Here is a 14,776-nt window from a genome sequence, read left to right on the forward strand (position 1 = left end):
TTGCGCGACGCCGCCTCGCGCAGCACGTAGCCGGCGATGACGAAGACAGGGCTCTTCACGCCGCCACCCCCGGCCCGCCGCCGACAGCGCCCACGAGCACCGCCTCCAGGTCCGCGCCCTCGCGCCGGAGCTCCATCAGCAGCGCGCCCGAGGCCCGCGCCCTGTCCAACGCCGCGTTGAGCACCGCCACGTCCGCCGCGTCCACCGTGTACACACCGTCCTCCCGGCCACCGCTCGCGGGCGCCATGTCCGCCCTCGCGTCACCACCCGGCCTTGCTCCCCGCGCCGGATCCGCCACGGCCATGAAGCCCGCGGCCTCCAGCGCCGCCCGGTCCGCGCCGGGCGCGAAGCGCACGCGCCAGCGGGCCCCCGCCTTCGCCAGCTCCTCCAGCCTTCCTTCGCGCAGCACGCGCCCGTCCGCGAGGATGGCCACGCGGTCGCACACGCGCTCCGTCTCCGCCAGCAGGTGCGAGTTGAGGAACAGCGTCACGCCCTTCTGGACCTCCTCCTGGAGGATGCGGCGCACCTCCAGCCGGCCCATGGGGTCGATGCCGTCCGTGGGCTCGTCCAGCACCAGCAGCGCCGGGTCTCCCAGCAGCGCCGCCGCCAGCCCCAGCCGCTGCCGCATGCCCTTGGAGTAGCCGCCGATGCGCCGGTCCACCGCGTCCGCCAGCCCCACGCGCTCCAGGAGCCGCGCGTGCGCGGCCGCGTCCGGCTTCAATCCCTTGAGCCGCGCCACGGTGGCCAGGAACGCGGGCGACTTCCACGTGCCGGGCAGGTGCAGCCGCTCCGGCAGGTAGCCGATGCGCGCGCGGATGGCGGGGTCCTCCGGCGACCCGCCCAGCACCCGCACCGTGCCCGCGGTGGGCCGCACGATGCCGAGCACGCTCTTGATGAAGGTCGTCTTGCCCGCGCCGTTGGGGCCAATCAGCCCGAACGCGCTGCCCGCCGGGACGTGGAGGTCCATGCCCCGGAGGGCTTCATGGCCGCCGCGTCCGAACGCTCGGCGATACGTTTTTCGCAGGCCCTGCACTTCGAGCGCGGGAGGTGGAGTCGTCACGGTCATGACTGTAGACGACCCGCTGGGCGGATGATTGCACCCGCATGGAATCGAGCTGCCCCCGGGGGAGGGACGGCCCGCCGTGCATGCGGGCTTCCCTCCGCGTTCCCCTGTTCGCGCCGCTGGGAAACGCCTTGCGCACCCGGAGCGCGCGTGGCGCGACGCGACACCTCGTCTTTCCCGGGCGTTGCACTCCTGGGGGTTCCAACGGTGTCCCTGGTCCAGGCCCTGCAATGCCTGTCAGCGACCCGCGGGACCTGAACGCCAACGCTCGCGGACACACCACACAGGAGACATGGGCATGACGTGGGCAAACGGGACCGAGCAGCAGCTTCAGGACGCGCGCCGTGAGCTGGAGGCCGCCGAGCGGGAGCTGACCACCGGGACCGAGGCGGCGCGGGTGCGCTACGCCCGGGCGTTGTACGAGGCGGATCTGGCCGGGCGGCGGGCCGACCGCATGGCTCGCGATTCGCGCCGCCATCAGTTGACCTGGCGCCCCGTCGCCGGCTGAGCAGGCGGATTCAGGGCTCGGAAGGGGTGAAGCGCGGGGCCCGGCGGTTTATACCGGCGACCCATGGCCCACCCCGTCCACCGTCCCCGCAGGCTGCGCCGCTCGGCGGCCCTCCGTGACATGGTGAGAGAGACGCGCCTCTCACCCACGGACTTCATCTACCCGCTGTTCGTCGTGGAGGGCCGGGACGTGCGCCGTCCCATCGCCTCCATGCCGGGCGTCTTCAACTTCTCGCTGGAGCACGCGGTGAAGGAGGCGAAGCTCGCGAAGTCGCTGGGCGTGCCGTCCGTCATCCTCTTCGGCATCCCGGACCACAAGGACGCGCGCGGCACCCAGGCGTACGCGACGGACGGCATCGTCCAGCGCGCCATCCGGGAGATCAAGGCCGCGGAGCCGGACCTCCAGGTCATCGCGGACGTGTGCCTGTGCGAGTACACCGACCACGGCCACTGCGGCGTGCTGGACGGCGACCACGTGGCCAACGACGCCACGCTGCCGCTGCTGGCCAAGATGGCCGTCACCTGCGCGCAGGCGGGCGCGGACATCATCGCGCCGTCGGACATGATGGACGGCCGCATCGGCGCCATCCGCAAGGCGCTGGACGAGGTGAAGCACCAGGACACGCCCATCATGGCGTACTCGGCGAAGTACGCCTCCGGCTTCTACGGCCCGTTCCGTGAGGCCGCGCAGAGCACGCCCCAGTTCGGCGACCGCCGCGGCTACCAGATGGACCCCGGCAACGTGCGCGAGGCCCTCCGCGAGACGGCGCTGGACGTGGAGGAGGGCGCGGACTTCATCATGGTGAAGCCGGCGCTGTCGTACCTGGACGTCATCCGCGCGCTGCGTGAGAACTTCGACCTGCCGCTGGCCGCGTACAACGTCTCCGGCGAGTACGCGATGCTCAAGGCCGCCGGGCAGAACGGCTGGGTGGACTACGAGCGCGTGATGTTGGAGGTCCTCACATCCATCAAGCGCGCCGGCGCCGACCTGGTCATCACCTACCACGCCCTGGAAGCGGCCAAGCTCCTGTAGGCGACACCCGGGCGCGCGGCATCGGCGGAAGGCTTGATCGCTTCCGCCGCTTGCGCCCAAATGCCCCCACCACGATGCCCACCCAGAAGAAGCGGCCCGGACGCAGAACCGAGAAGCCTCCGCCCAGACGTGGCGCCGCGCCGTCCAAGGCGCCGCGCTCCCGGTCGGGCCAGCGCCCTGGGAAGGGCCGCGCTCCCGTCGTCCGTGAGCCCGGGCCGTTGCAGTACAAAGTGGTGGAGCTGTCCACGGTGGACGAGGGCGCGCTGGAGCGCACCCTGAACGAGTGGACGGGCAAGGGCTGGAACCTGGACGGCGTGCAGTTCGCGATGCGCGAGTCCTCCAAGCGCCCGGCCATGGCCTTCGTCTTCTTCACCCGCGAGGGCGAGGCCGCGCGGCACGACGAGGACGACGCGCGGCAGAAGCTGCTGCGCATGTCCGAGACGGGCAGCCCCACGGCGCGGCTGGCGGCGGAAGCGGCCGGGGAGCACGCGCAGTCGGTGGTGCCGTTCGTCCACCCGCTGTCCGCGCACGAGCGGCTGGCGAAGCTGGCGGGGCTGGACGAGCCGGAGCCCACCGAAGAGGGGCTCACGCTGGAGCCCGAGGAGTGAGCACCGCCCCCGAGCGCAGTCTCATGGCGGAGGGCCGCGGCGCGGGCCGCGTGCTGCGGCTGGTGCAGGAGGACGCGGAGCCGGACTCACCGTACCCGAAGGCGTCGCTGCTCCTGCGGCTGGGCGCGCGCATCATCGACTGCGCGGTGGCCTGGGGCCTGTACGTGGTGTGCGGCGCCGCGGGCGCGGTGGTGGCGCTGCTGTTCCTGCTGCTCGCGGACGGGATGCTCCAGGGGCAGAGCGTGGGCAAGCGCATCTGCGGCGTGAAGGTGATGCACCTGCCCACGCGCTCGGCCGCGCGGCACCGTGACAGCACGCTTCGCAACGCGCCGCTCGCGCTGGTGGTGCTGCTGGGGATGATGCCCGCGCCGCACGGCGTGGTGGCCGCCCTGGCGGGCTTCGTGGTGATTGGCGGCGTGGAGGCGTGGCGCGTGCTGCGCGACCCGCTGGGCCTGCGGCTGGGGGACACCTGGGCGCAGACGCAGGTGGTGGACGGGAAGGTTGTCGCGGGCGCGACGGTTGCAGCCCGCACGCCGGTGGGCGCGACGCGCGCTCCCGGACGGTTGATGTCCGCGGCCAAGGTGCGCCGCGGCAAGGCATTCAGGAAAGGGAGACGGGGTAAGCCATGCGCATCGCGCTGACCTACAACCTGCGGCTTTCGGACTCGGAAGAAGAGGCGGAGTTCGACACGCAGGAGACGGTGAACACGCTGGCGGGGGCCATCGAGCGGCTGGGCCACCGGCTGGAGCGCTTCGAGGTGAGCGGCCCCGCGTCGCGCACCGTGGCCCGCCTGGAGGCGTACAGCCCGGACCTCATCTTCAACACGGCGGAGGGCCGCCGCGGCCGCTTCCGTGAGGCCTTCTACCCGGCGCTCTTCGACGAGCTGGGCTTCGCGTACACGGGCTCGGACGCGTACGCGCTGGCGCTCACGCTGGACAAGCAGCTCACCAAGCTCATCCTCTCCAAGCACGGCATCCGCACGCCCGGCTGGCAGTACGTGGAGAAGCTCAGCGAGCTGCAGCCGGAGAACCTGCGCTTCCCCGTCATCGTGAAGCCCAACTTCGAGGGCTCCTCCAAGGGCATCACCCAGGACTCCGTCGCGGAGACGCTGGAGCAGGTGCGGGAGAAGGTGGCGAAGGCGCTGGAGAAGTACCCGGCGGGCGTGCTGGTGGAGGAGTACATCAGCGGGCGCGACCTCACGGTGCCGTTCCTGGCCGCGGTGGACAACGACTACGACGGCGTGCTCGCGCCGGTGGAGTACGTCATCGACCCGGAGGCGTCCCAGGGCCGCAAGTACGCCATCTACGACTACGAGCTGAAGACGCGCCGGGAGAAGTCCGTGTCCGTGCGCGCCCCCGCGAACATCCCGGCGAAGATGTCCGAGGACGTCCGCAAGATGGCGCAGAAGATCCTCCAGGTGCTGGACTGCCGCGACCTGGGCCGGCTGGACTTCCGCGTGTCCGACGCGGGCGTGCCGTACTTCCTGGAGATCAACGCGCTGCCCAGCCTGGAGCCGGGCGCGGGCATCTACGCCGCGGCGGAGCTGGAGGGGCTGCACCTGGACGGGGTCATCAACTCCATCATCCAGAGCGCGGGCAAGCGCCACAAGATCCGCGACTCCAAGAGCCGCCAGGGCAGGCCCGCGCGCAAGTCCGGTCCCTTGCGCGTGGGCTTCAGCTTCAACGTGAAGCGCGTGAAGCCCAGCGCCACGGCGGAGACGGTGCAGGAGGACAGCGAGGCCGAGTACGACTCGCCCAACACGCTCCAGGCCATCCGCGAGGCCATCGCGTCCTGGGGCCACGAGGTCATCGACCTGGAGGCCACGGCGGAGCTGCCCACGGTGCTCTCCAGCACGCCGTTGGACATCGTCTTCAACATCGCGGAGGGCTTCAAGGGCCGCAACCGTGAGAGCCAGGTGCCGGCGATGCTGGAGCTCCTGGACATCCCGTACACGGGCTCCGACCCCGCGACGCTGTCGCTCGCGCTGGACAAGGCGCTGGCGAAGAAGATCGTCCGCCAGGCGGGCATCCTCACGCCCAACTTCCAGTTGATGGTCACGGGCAAGGAGCGCCTCAACAAGGAGTTCACCACCTTCCCGCTCATCGTGAAGCCGGTGGCGGAGGGCAGCTCCAAGGGCGTCGTCACCAAAAGCGTGTGCAACTCGGAGGCGGAGCTGCGCGACGTGGTCCGGGAGATCGCCGGCAAGTACCAGCAGCCCGCGCTGATCGAAGAGTACATCGGCGGCCGTGAGTTCACGGTGGGCCTCCTGGGCGAGCGGCGTCCGCGCGTGCTGCCGCCCATGGAGATCGTCTTCCTGGACAAGGCGGAGAAGAACCCCGTCTACAGCTTCCAGCACAAGCTCGATTGGACGGACCGCATCCGCTACGACGCGCCCGCGAAGATCGAACCCGCGCTGCTGGAGAAGCTGCGCACGGCGGCGCGCAACTCGTTCATGGCGCTGGGGTGCCGCGACGTGGCGCGCATCGACTTCCGCATGGACGACAAGGGGCGCATCTACTTCATCGAGTGCAACCCGCTGCCCGGCCTCACGCCCGGCTGGAGCGACCTGGTGCTCATCGCGGCGGGTGCCGGCATGGACTACCGGACGCTGATTGGCGAGATCATGGCGCCCGCCATCCGCCGCTACAAGGAACGCGAGGCGCGCCGGGCCCAGACGGAGAACCCGGCCGGCGCCCACGCGCCGCCGCTCAACAAGGTCGTGCAGCGGATCGAAGAGCAGACCGCGCAGGCCAACGCCGCGGCCCCCGCGGAGACCCCGCCCGCGCCGCGTCCGGAGCTCAAGTCCTGAGCGTCCGCTGAAGCGCGGGCAGGGGAGGGGACGGTGCGCACGGCGCGCCGTCCCCTTTCTTCACGTCGCGGGCGCGAAGCCGCCGTGGAACGTGGGCGGCAGGGCGTGGTTGAAGTGGCAGCGCGCCACGGGCCCGTCCTCCAGGTGGCGCGCGTCCAGCACGGCGACGTGGGACGTGTCCGTCTTCGCGTCGAACACCTGCGTGAGCACCCAGCCGTCGTCCTCGGCGCTCCCGCCGGGGCGGGGGACGAAGACGGGCTCGGAGGGGTAGGTGTCCTCGCCCAGGGAGGCCGTGGTCATGCGGCCGGTGGCCATGTCCATGCGCGCCACGCCGTCGAAGAGGCCGCGCCGGGCTTCATCGCTCCGGTGCACGCCCAGGTAGAGCGTCTGGTGCGCGCGGCCCACGACGCCGGGGGCCACGCGGGGGAACTCGCAGCTAAGGTCCGCGCGCTGTTCGGTGCGGAAGGTGCGCGCCTTCAGGTCCACCACCGCCCGGTGCAGCATGCCCTTCGCGTCCAGGGACGTGGGGCCGCGCACCAGCTCGCCCAGCCACTGGTTCGTCGTGAAGTCGGGGTAGCGCACGTAGTCCACCACCAGCGTGTCGCCCTGCTCGTACGCGTTGCCGAAGTGCCACAGGTAGAAGGCGTCCGTGGTGATGCGAATCGGGTGCGCCACGTCGTCGATGGGCACCACCAGCACGTCCGCGCCCGCCTCCGGCCGCCACCGCAGGTTCTCCGAGTAGGAGCCCACCCGCAGCAGCGCGCGGAAGAGGTTCAAGCGCAGCGGTGAGAGGAAGAAGACGAGGTAGCGGTCCGTGGCGATGAAGTCGTGCACCATGGTCGCGCCCGGCAGCTTCACCGTGCCCAGCCGCCGCGCCGGGCCGCCGTCCGGCAGCGCGTAGAGGTCCGCCAGCGTCTCCCGGCCGTAGCGGATGCCGAAGTTGTAGGACGCCTTGCGCGACGGCACGCGGTGCGGGTGCGCGGAGAACGTCTCCACCACCGTGCCGTCGAAGTCCGTCTCGCCCAGCGTGGACAGGTCCTCCGGGGACACCTCCACCGGCACGCTGCCCTCGAAGAGGGCGTACAGCTTGCCGTTCCACGCCATCACGGACGTGTTCGCGGAGTTCTTGCGCACGTCGCGCAGCTTGTGCAGCAGCGGCGTGGGCGTGCCGTACGCGCCGTAGCGCTGCGAGGACGCCTGGCGCTCCGCCACCATGGTGGGCGTGTCCAGCAGCCGCGACGCCCCCGTCACCCCGTCCGCCCCGAAGCGCACGCCCAGCATCCCGCCGTCCCCGTCGAACCAGTGCTGGTACGGCCGGCCGTGCACGTCGAACGTCCACGGCCCCACCCGGTACAGCGAGCCCCGCAGCCCCTCCGGCACCTGGCCCTCCACCCGCAGCGGCTCGAAGCCGTGCTGGCGGGGAAGCGTGCGGAACGCCCGCAGCCAGCCCGGCGCGGAGGAGGACATCGTCTGCTTCGTCGCGGTCGTCATGACGGCTCCCTTTCCAGTGCAACGTGAGGGCGCGGATGGCCCCGCGCCAACCCCAGAATGTAGACACTGTAAACATTGCATGTTTTCGGTGTCAACATGGATGTTGACGCTGGCAACTTCATGCGGCGGGTGCTCAAGTCGCGCGGGCGGCACCAGGCGCGCGAGGAGGCACGGACGTTGGCGACGCGGGGCAAGCGGAAGCAGGCGGCGGAGGCACCGGAGGACAAGGGCCGCTACCACCACGGGGACCTGCGCCAGGCGCTGGTGGACGCGGCGGTGGCGCTCATCGCCGAGGAGGGCTTCGGCGCGCTGTCCCTGCGGGAGGTGGCCCGGCGGGCGGGGGTCACCCACGCGGCGCCGTACCGGCACTTCGCGGACAAGGAGGCGCTGCTGGAGGCGGTGGCGCACGAGGGCTTCCGCGCCATGGCGCGCGAGATGCGCGAGCGCATGGCCCCGCACACCGGCCCCCTGGAGCGGCTGTACGCGGCGGGCGAGGCCTACGTGCTGTTCGCCGTGCGCCACCCGCCGCACTTCCGGGTGATGTTCGGCCCGCACTTCACCCGGCCCATGTCACCGCCCCCGGAGCCGGAGGGAGAGCAGGGCGCCTTCACGCTCCTGGTGAGCAGCATCGAGGCGGGACAGGCGGCGGGCCTGCTGCGCCCCGGCGAGTCGCGGCCCCTCACGCTCACCGCGTGGTCGCTCGTGCACGGGCTCGCCTCGCTGTTCGTGGACCGGCAGCTCGGTGAGTCCCCGCAGGGCGCGGAGGCCGCGGAGGCGCTCGCCCGCGTGCAGACGCGGCTGCTCGTGGAGGGGCTGAGGCCTCCCGCACGCGGCTGAACGTTCGCGCCGGTCGGTAGGGAAGCAGGGTTGACCGTCGGAGATTGTCGGGTACGGTCGGCGCATGGTGCGGATACCGGAAGAGAATGGGCCGAGGGTCCGGGCGCGGGAGCTGGGGCTGCCGCTGGGGCGCTTCAAGCCGGGCAAGTACAACGCCATCACCGACGTCGAAGGCGTGCTGGTGGGCCACACCACGCTCATCGAGGGCTCGGGGCCGCTGCGGCCCGGCTACGGCCCGGTGCGCACGGGCGTCACGGCCATCCTGCCCAACCTGGGCAACATCTTCATGGAACGCATGAGCGGGGGCGGCTTCGTGCTCAACGGCGCGGGCGAGGTCTCCGGCATGACGCAGCTCATGGAGTGGGGCCTCATCGAGACGCCCATCCTCCTCACCAACACCATGGCCGTGGGCGCCGTGTCCGACGGCGTGGCCAACTACCTCGTCCAGCGCTACCCGGGCATCGGCGACGAGCACGACGTCATCATCCCCGTGGTGGGCGAGTGCGACGACTCGTGGCTCAACGACATCTCCGGCCGCCACGTGCGCCAGGAGCACGTCGTCGCCGCCATCAACAACGCGAAGTCAGGCCCGGTGCAGGAGGGCAACGTCGGCGGCGGCACCGGCATGGTGACGTGCGACTTCAAGGGCGGCATCGGCACGTCCTCGCGCAAGCTGCCGGAGGTGCTGGGCGGCTACACGCTGGGCGTGCTCGTCATGTCCAACTTCGGGAAGATGCACAACCTGCGCGTGGGCGGCCTGCCGGTGGGCGAGGTGCTGGTGGAGAAGTTCAAGAACACCCCCCACCGCGGCAAGTCCTACGGCTCCATCATCGCGGTGGTCGCCACGGACGCGCCGCTGCTCAGCCATCAGATCAACCGCCTCTGCAAGCGCGTGGGCCTGGGCATCGGCCGCGTGGGCAGCTACGCGGCGCACGGCTCGGGTGAAATCGTCGTGGGCTTCTCCACCGCGAACATCATCCCCAGGCGCACCCAGAAGATGGTCTACAAGATGAAGATCCTCCTGGATCAGCGCCTGGACCCCCTCTACGAGGCCGTGATGGAGGCCACGGAGGAGGCCATCCTCAACGCCATGTGCATGGCGGAGCCCATGACGGGGGTGAACGACAACTATTCGCCCGCGCTGCCCCTGGACGAGGTCCGCCGCTTCGTGGACGCCTGCCGCCCCATCTTCGCCTCGGTGAAGAAGCGCCCCCACCAGACGAGCGTGCCGGCCTCCAAGGAGCGCCCCAGCGACGAGGACCGGGAGGGGGACGTGACGCTGGGCAGCGCCCAGCCCACCCGGGTCCGCAGCGCGGAGGGCATTCCCTTCCCGACCCGTCCGGCCCCCAACGAGCCCCCCCCGGACGGAGGGCCCGGCCCCGCGCCGCGAGCCGACGGGGCGCCCGTCCCGGAGGACCCCGAGGGTTCCTCTTCCGGGAGCCCGTAGGCTTCTGATAGGTAAGCCCCCCTTTGCTCCATTCCGGAGACCAGGAGCCACCCACATGGCCAACAGCAAGAGCAAGCACCGCCGCGTGCAGATGAAGATCCGTCAGCACTGGAAGAAGCGGATCAAGAAGCAGAAGGAAGCCGCCAAGGCCGCCGCCGCCGAAGGCAAGAAGAAGTAATTCTGCCGCCCTGGCGCCGCTCCCGGCGGCCCTGGCTTCACTGCCGGGTCGCCGTGAAGGGGCGCGCCACGTTGCACCGAAGGGCGCTGGTCCCCTGGATGCGCGAGAACTGACCGGTGAAGTTCCCGGACAGGCCGCCGTGGACCAGGCCCCCGTCGTCGTCTCCGCCGCCGGTGTGGGTCGCGTTGAGGGTGTAGATCGTGCTCACCCCGCCATCGCTGCTGGGCGGCGGCAGGCCGGTCAGGGTCAGATCGCCGCTCGCGTACACCTGACCCGTCAGCGGCACCCCCGCCAGTGAGCCCGTGAGCATGCCGCCCTCGCCGCGCTGGATGCTCAGCACCTCGCCGTCGGCCAGGGGCTGCACGTTCAGGTTCACGCACTCGGCGGGCAGCCCCGCGTCCCCCATGAACCTCAGCGGGTAGGTGCCCTCCACGGCGGGGCAGTTGTCCGTGCAGGCCGCGTTCTGGCTCTCGTCACAGCCGGCCGGACCGAGCATCAGGAAGGCGCTGGCGACCACCGCGGTGGCGGCCGCCAGGGGAGCGAAACGTCCAGAAGTCATGGATGGCCTCTTGGTGAAGGGAGGGACGGACTTCCTGCTGGGAAACTCCGTTCCTACGTTGCGTTCAGCGGGTCTGGGGACGGGGTGGGGCGGTGACGGCGGGCGATTCGAAGCGGTGGTCCAATTTCATCTTCGCGGGGCTGTTCGCGCTCGCGCTGATTCTCTTTTCACGCATCCTGCTGCCGTTCCTGATGCCGGTGCTGCTGGGCGGCTTCCTGGTCGTCCTGTTCATGCCCATCCAGGACTCCTTGGACCGCCGGCTCCAGGGCCGCAAGTCCCTGGCGGCCGGACTGTCCACCCTCGCGGTGTTCCTGCTGATTCTTGCCCCGCTGGCGCTGGTGGGCTGGATGGTGGCCCGCGAGGTGCTCCAGTTCGTGGGCCAGGCGCAGGACCTGTTGGATCAGGTGGACCTGCGCCACCACTTCCTCAACAGCCTGCCGCGGGGCCTCGCCCGCTACGTGCACTTCGATCCGGAGAGCTCGGAGACGGAGCGCCTGCTGATGACGGCGGTGTCGGGCGGCGCGGGGCTGCTCGCGGACCTGGTGGGCGCCGGCACGGAGCTGCTCGTCAACATGTTCCTGATGACGGTCGCCATGTACTACTTCTTCCTGGACGGCCGTCGTCTGGTGAACGAGGTGGCCCGGCTCATCCCCCTGGAGCGCCGCTACTTCGACGCCTTCTCCCACGAGTTCACGGACGTCGCGTACGCCATCATCTACGGCAACACCGTCACCGCGCTGGTGCAGGGCGCGGTGGGCTTCGTGGGGCTGCTCATCGCGGGCGTGCCGCACGCCGGGGTGTGGGGCGCGGCCATGGTGCTGGTGGCGCTGGTCCCGGTGGGCGGCACCGCGCTCGTGTGGGGGCCCATCGGCGTCATCCTCATCGCGGCCAACCGGGTGAGCGAGGGCGTGTTCCTGCTCGCGTGGGGCACCTTCCTGGTGGGCAGCATCGACAACGTCATCCGCCCCAGGCTGTGCGGCTCGCGCATGGCGCTGCACCCGCTGCTCGTCTTCCTGTCCATGTTCGGCGGGCTGGCGGTGTTCGGGATGATGGGCCTGCTGGTGGGGCCGCTCATCGCGTCCATCTTCATGGCCATGGTGCGCATCTACCGGCGTGACTTCCTGGGTCGTGCCCAGGAATCTCAGCCTGCTCCCGTGGTGTCCCAGGATTCCTCGCCTTCGCTCACCCCGCAGCCCGCGCCAGTGCCCTCCACGGCGAGCGTGGGTCACGTGATGAACGCCTGAGCCCCGAGCCTGGACTTCGCCCCGGCGCTGGGTGAACCTGACCGGCGCATGACGACCCCCCGAAGCACGAGGGTCCCCTCGGGACTGTCGCGGACCCTGGCCCTCATCGGGGCCCTGTCGGCTCCGGCCGCGGCGGCCTCCGACGTCCTGACGCCGCCGGCCTTCCATGGCGCCCGGGAGTCCCCCGCGTGGCTGTCGCTGCGGCTGGGCACCGGCCCGTCCGGCAAGGCGCAGGCGCAGGCGGAGCCGGAGGTGGGCGCGCCCACCTGGGTGCGGCTCAACCTGTCCCTCACCGCGACGTGGCGGCGCTACTGCGCGCGGCCCGGCGTGGACAGTTGCGGCGCGTACGACCGGCTGCCGGAGGAGGATCAGCTCGGGGACACGTCGGACTTCTCGTCGTCGTATCCGTACCTGGGGCTGGCGCTGGAGGCGGAGGTGCTGCCGCTGGCGCGTCACCCCACGTCGGTGCTGCGCGGGCTGGGGCTCCAACTGGGGGCGCAGCGGGGCTTCTCCAGCTCCGACGTGACGCTCACCGGGGACGGCGGCCAGACGCCGGTGCGCGAGGTGTCCGCCACGGACACGGCCTTCACCGCGCAGGCGATGTACCGCTTCTACTTCCGCTTCGGCACGACGCGTCCGCAGCAGGGCTACGTGGGCGCGCGCGCGGGCATCCAGACGCGCGCGTTCGACGTGGAGGCGACCGCGGACAACCCGCTGACCGGCACGCACCGCGTGTTCCCGTCCGTGGCGTTGGACCTGTCCGTGCCGCTGTTCAGCTCGGTGCGGCTGGACGCGTCGGGCGGGCTGTTGCTGTCACCCAGGCCGGGGCACTCGCCGGACGCGGACGGCGGGCGGCGGGCGCTGGAGGTCCGCGACTACGGCACGTCCGTGTCCAGCTTCGGCTGGAGCGCGGAGCTGGGCGTGTCCGGGGACATCTGGGGACCGTTCGGCTACGACGTGGCCTGGCGGCTGGCGCACTTCAAGGACCAGTTCTCCGGGCCCGGCACGCTCACCGGTTGGAACAACGGCGGAGCGACCGAGGAGACGTACTCCAGCCTGCATGCCGGGTTGATCGCGACGTACTGACGTTGACGCTGTCGGACGAGCGACATCGCCCCGGAGCGCCGGTGTCGGCACTCCAGCACGATGACTACCCCTTGCCTCCACGGTCTGCTGTGGGCCGTGACGCAAGGGGGACGATTCTCGGTGCAATCCAGGCGATGGTGGACGCGGGGACTGGCGGGGCTGGCGTGCTTCGCCCTGGTGGCGTGCGGCGGCGGCGGTGACACCTCATCGCCCACGGACGACACGCCTTCCGGCACGGCCTCCGACGCGGGCACGCACCCGCAGTCCGGCGAGGGCACGGTGGATGGAGGCACGCAGCCTTCCTCCGACGCGGGCACGGGCGCTCCGACCGACGCGGGCTCCGGAACGCCGGACGCGGGAGCCGGGGATGCGGGCACGGCACCCCAGGCCTGCGCGCCCACCGCGGGCGACACGCGCTGGGTGCTGGAGGGCGAGTCCTTCGCCGCGAAGGTGACGTGCGCGACGGGGCTCGCGGAGGCCGGGCTGCGCTTCGGGGTGAGGAACCTTCCGCCGGGCGCCACGTTCGACGCGGCCACCGCCACGCTGCGCTGGACGCCCGCGCTCAACCAGGGCGCGGTGTGGATGCTCACGCTGGAGGAGCGCACCACCGGCGAGACGGGCACGCTCAAGGTCGGCGTGGCCAACAACGACACCGCGCCGGGCAAGGTCGACATCGTCGACCCCGTGGCCTACACGGAGGAGTACGGGCTGCCCGTGGTGCACCTGTTCTTCAATCCGGACGTGGGCCTGACGTCCGGCGCCTACCGGCCCGCGGAGGTGGTGTACCGGGGCCACCGCTACACGATTGACGCGAAGTACCGCGGGGCCACGTCCAGCGTGTTCCCCAAGCGCAGCCTGACGCTCAAGTTCGCGGAGGACGACCTGTTCTCCGAGCCCGTCTTCGGCGACGGCTTCAAGGACCGCAAGCGCGTGGTGCTCATCACCACGTTCAATGACAACTCCTACCTGCGCTCGCGGCTGGCGTTCGACCTGTGGAACCGGCTGTCCCCCAACGCCGTGCGCATCCGCACCTTCAGCGTGGTGGTGTACGCGAACAACAAGTACCGCGGGCTCTACACGGCGGCGGACCACGTGGACAAGCGGCTGATGGAGTGGAACGGCATCGACGATGACTCGGACCTCTTCAAGGCCGACACCGCGGACGCCAACTTCTCCCGCCTGACGCGTAACGGGCAGACGAAGGCGAGCCTCGACGTCGGCTTCGTGAAGGACGAGGGTAACCCGCCGGGCAACTTCAGCACGCTGCACGCCTTCGTCGCGTGGGTGGCGGACTCCAGCAACGACAGCTTCCGTCAGGAGTTCGGCGCGAGGCTGAAGGCGCGCGACTACGAGGACTGGTGGATCTTCAATACGCTCATCCAGGGCAATGACTCGCAGGCGAAGAACGCCTATCACGCGTACGACCCGAAGACGGGCGGGCCCTGGCGCTACATCCCGTGGGACCTGGACGCGAGCTTCGGGCAGAACTACGACACCACGCGCACCAGCGCCACGGCGCGGCCCACCTACGCGTCGGACAACCTGCTCTTCAAGCGGATGCTGGCGGAGCCTGGCATCGCGGGCCCCCTGCGCGAGCGCTACCGCCAGGCCTTGAAGAACGAGCTGAGCGAGGCCCGGGTGCAGGCGATGATCGACGGCTACGTGCGGGAGCTGGGGCCCAACGCGCAGCGCGACGAGGCGCGGTGGGCGGAGCAGTACCGGAACTTCGCGAAGCCGGAGGCGGGGAGCGACGGGGGCTACAACAACTTCCCGGACTGGCACCTGCGCCAGGACTTCAAGACCCACGCGGAGGAGGTCGAGTACATCCGGCAGTGGGTGCACAAGCGCTGGGGCGCGTTCCAGTCACAACTGCCCTGAGGTTGGCGGCGCGGCGGGGGGAGGACCTCGCCGCGC

General features: G+C 71.0%; 14 protein-coding genes. 11 read left to right on the forward strand and 3 right to left on the reverse strand.

The window, feature by feature from the left end; translation table 11 throughout:
- Positions 1-55: 55 nt before the first annotated feature.
- On the reverse strand, positions 56-1,066 hold the full coding sequence (locus K8612_RS06445) for an ABC transporter ATP-binding protein (RefSeq protein ID WP_223761612.1): 1,011 nt from the start codon (positions 1,064-1,066) through the stop codon (positions 56-58).
- Positions 1,067-1,361: 295 nt separating this feature from the next.
- On the opposite strand from K8612_RS06445, the gene K8612_RS06450 reads away from it, so the two are divergent.
- The 5 genes from K8612_RS06450 (at position 1,362) to K8612_RS06470 (ending at position 6,020) form a co-directional block, all read left to right on the forward strand.
- Positions 1,362-1,571, forward strand: coding sequence for a hypothetical protein (locus K8612_RS06450; protein WP_223740313.1), 210 nt, complete (start codon positions 1,362-1,364; stop codon positions 1,569-1,571).
- A gap of 63 nt (positions 1,572-1,634) precedes the next feature.
- Entirely contained in the window at positions 1,635-2,603 is a 969-nt protein-coding gene (gene hemB, locus K8612_RS06455; RefSeq protein WP_223761613.1) for a porphobilinogen synthase, read from the forward strand.
- A 218-nt stretch (positions 2,604-2,821) separates the two neighbouring features.
- Positions 2,822-3,211, forward strand: coding sequence for a hypothetical protein (locus tag K8612_RS06460; RefSeq protein ID WP_223740311.1), 390 nt, complete (start codon positions 2,822-2,824; stop codon positions 3,209-3,211).
- 23 nt (positions 3,212-3,234) lie between these two features.
- Positions 3,235-3,852: an RDD family protein gene (locus K8612_RS06465; RefSeq protein WP_223740511.1), complete on the forward strand. Its 618-nt coding sequence runs from the start codon at positions 3,235-3,237 to the stop codon at positions 3,850-3,852.
- Positions 3,837-6,020, forward strand: coding sequence for an ATP-grasp domain-containing protein (locus tag K8612_RS06470; RefSeq protein WP_223761614.1), 2,184 nt, complete (start codon positions 3,837-3,839; stop codon positions 6,018-6,020). The genes K8612_RS06465 and K8612_RS06470 overlap by 16 nt, the downstream gene beginning before the upstream one ends.
- 60 nt (positions 6,021-6,080) lie before the next feature.
- Here the strand turns inward: K8612_RS06470 and K8612_RS06475 are convergent, their stop codons facing one another.
- The gene (locus tag K8612_RS06475) at positions 6,081-7,511 is read right to left on the reverse strand and encodes a carotenoid oxygenase family protein (protein ID WP_223761615.1); all 1,431 of its coding nucleotides are present in this window, start codon (positions 7,509-7,511) and stop codon (positions 6,081-6,083) included.
- A gap of 96 nt (positions 7,512-7,607) precedes the next feature.
- Between K8612_RS06475 and K8612_RS06480 the strand changes: the two genes are divergently transcribed.
- The 3 genes from K8612_RS06480 to K8612_RS06490 all read left to right on the forward strand — a co-directional run bounded on the left by K8612_RS06480 (position 7,608) and on the right by K8612_RS06490 (position 9,973).
- Positions 7,608-8,348 carry a TetR/AcrR family transcriptional regulator gene (locus tag K8612_RS06480; protein ID WP_223761616.1) on the forward strand — a complete coding sequence of 247 codons (741 nt, stop codon included), beginning with the start codon at positions 7,608-7,610 and terminating at the stop codon, positions 8,346-8,348.
- Between the two features lie 64 nt (positions 8,349-8,412).
- The gene (locus K8612_RS06485) at positions 8,413-9,795 is read left to right on the forward strand and encodes a P1 family peptidase (RefSeq protein WP_223761617.1); all 1,383 of its coding nucleotides are present in this window, start codon (positions 8,413-8,415) and stop codon (positions 9,793-9,795) included.
- 55 nt (positions 9,796-9,850) lie between these two features.
- Positions 9,851-9,973 carry a hypothetical protein gene (locus tag K8612_RS06490; RefSeq protein WP_014396669.1) on the forward strand — a complete coding sequence of 41 codons (123 nt, stop codon included), beginning with the start codon at positions 9,851-9,853 and terminating at the stop codon, positions 9,971-9,973.
- A gap of 37 nt (positions 9,974-10,010) precedes the next feature.
- Here K8612_RS06490 and K8612_RS06495 read toward each other — a convergent pair whose 3' ends face one another.
- Positions 10,011-10,532, reverse strand: a complete 522-nt coding sequence (locus K8612_RS06495) for a hypothetical protein (RefSeq protein ID WP_223761618.1) — start codon at positions 10,530-10,532, stop codon at positions 10,011-10,013.
- 92 nt (positions 10,533-10,624) lie between these two features.
- On the opposite strand from K8612_RS06495, the gene K8612_RS06500 reads away from it, so the two are divergent.
- The 3 genes from K8612_RS06500 (at position 10,625) to K8612_RS06510 (ending at position 14,740) form a co-directional block, all read left to right on the forward strand.
- Positions 10,625-11,776 (forward strand): AI-2E family transporter, encoded by a 1,152-nt coding sequence (locus K8612_RS06500; protein ID WP_223740302.1) that lies wholly within the window; start codon positions 10,625-10,627, stop codon positions 11,774-11,776.
- Positions 11,777-11,824: 48 nt separating this feature from the next.
- Entirely contained in the window at positions 11,825-12,862 is a 1,038-nt protein-coding gene (locus K8612_RS06505; RefSeq protein ID WP_223761619.1) for a hypothetical protein, read from the forward strand.
- A 120-nt stretch (positions 12,863-12,982) separates the two neighbouring features.
- Positions 12,983-14,740 carry a CotH kinase family protein gene (locus tag K8612_RS06510; protein WP_223761620.1) on the forward strand — a complete coding sequence of 586 codons (1,758 nt, stop codon included), beginning with the start codon at positions 12,983-12,985 and terminating at the stop codon, positions 14,738-14,740.
- Positions 14,741-14,776: the final 36 nt, after the last annotated feature.

Origin of the sequence: Corallococcus sp. AS-1-6 (assembly GCF_020037015.1) — a bacterium.
In the GTDB taxonomy this organism is placed as follows: domain Bacteria; phylum Myxococcota; class Myxococcia; order Myxococcales; family Myxococcaceae; genus Corallococcus.